Here is a 1,883-nt window from a genome sequence, read left to right on the forward strand (position 1 = left end):
ACGGCTCCCACCTATCCTGTACAGATCGTACCAAAGTCCAATATCAAGCTGCAGTAAAGCTCCATGGGGTCTTTCCGTCTTGTCGCGGGTAACCTGCATCTTCACAGGTATTAAAATTTCACCGGATCTCTCGTTGAGACAGCGCCCAAGTCGTTACGCCATTCGTGCGGGTCAGAATTTACCTGACAAGGAATTTCGCTACCTTAGGACCGTTATAGTTACGGCCGCCGTTTACTGGGGCTTCGGTTCACAGCTTCGGATTGCTCCTAACCGCTCCCCTTAACCTTCCAGCACCGGGCAGGCGTCAGCCCGTATACTTCGCCTTGCGGCTTCGCACAGACCTGTGTTTTTGCTAAACAGTCGCTTGGGCCTTTTCACTGCGGCCCCCTCGGGCTATTCACCCTACCGAGGCACCCCTTCTCCCGAAGTTACGGGGTCATTTTGCCGAGTTCCTTAACGAGAGTTCTTCCGCGCGCCTTAGAATTCTCTTCTCGCCCACCTGTGTCGGTTTGCGGTACGGGCACCTTCGCCTGGCTAGAAACTTTTCTGGGCAGTGTGAAATCATGACCTTCGGTACTAAAGATTTCCCTCCCCATCACAGCCCAGCCTTATGGTGTGCGGATTTGCCTACACACCAGCCTCACTGCTTGGACGAGCATCCATCAGCTCGCGTCACTATCCTTCTGCGTCACTCCATCGCTCATAACGGCTACGGTGGTACAGGAATTTCCACCTGTTGTCCATCGACTACGCCTTTCGGCCTCGCCTTAGGTCCCGACTTACCCTGAGCGGACGAACCTTCCTCAGGAACCCTTAGGCTTTCGGCGGATCAGATTCTCACTGATCTTTTCGTTACTTATACCGGCATTCTCACTTGTGTGCAGTCCACCTGTCCTTCCGGTCAGACTTCAACCCGCACACAACGCTCCCCTACCCAAGTACTTTCGTACATGCCATAGCTTCGGTGGCGTATTTAGCCCCGTTACATTTTCGGCGCAGAGTCACTCGACCAGTGAGCTATTACGCACTCTTTCAATGGTGGCTGCTTCTAAGCCAACATCCTGGTTGTCTGTGCAACTCCACATCCTTTCCCACTTAACACGCACTGGGGGACCGTAGCTGATGGTCTGGGCTGGTTCCCTTTTGACAATGGATCTTAGCACTCACTGTCTGACTCCCGGACTACAGTTTGTGGCATTCAGAGTTTGACTGGACTTGGTAACCCTTGGCGGGCCCCGCACCCAATCAGTGCTTTACCTCCACAACTGAACATCCGAGGCTAGCCCTAAAGCTATTTCGGGGAGAACCAGCTATCTCCGAGTTCGATTGGAATTTCTCCGCTACCCCCACCTCATCCCCGAATTTTTCAACATTCGTGGGTTCGGGCCTCCAGTGAGTGTTACCTCACCTTCACCCTGGACAGGGGTAGATCACACGGTTTCGGGTCTACGCCTGCATACTCATTCGCCCTATTCAGACTCGCTTTCGCTGCGGCTCCGCCTCTTCAGCTTAACCTCGCATGCAAACGTAACTCGCCGGTTCATTCTACAAAAGGCACGCCATCACACATAAAAAGTGCTCTGACTTCTTGTAAGCACACGGTTTCAGGTTCTATTTCACTCCGCTTCCGCGGTGCTTTTCACCTTTCCCTCACGGTACTGCTTCACTATCGGTCGCTAGGTAGTATTTAGCCTTGGCAGATGGTCCTGCCGGATTCCGACGGGGTTTCACGTGTCCCGCCGTACTCAGGATCCCTCTAGAGGTTTCATTCGATTTTGGCTACAGGGCTTTTACCTTCTATGCCGGATCTTTCCAGATCACTTCGCCTACCGAACTAACCTCACATTGAGGTCCTACAACCCCAGGGAGCAAGCTCCCTGGTT

1 rRNA gene is annotated in these 1,883 nt (G+C 53.2%); it reads right to left on the reverse strand.

The features are described 5' to 3' along the window. Window positions 1–1,883: ribosomal RNA gene (locus AC0LWT_RS38905) — 23S ribosomal RNA — on the reverse strand; the annotation flags it as partial.

It is taken from the genome of Paenibacillus sp. sgz302164 (assembly GCF_056120505.1).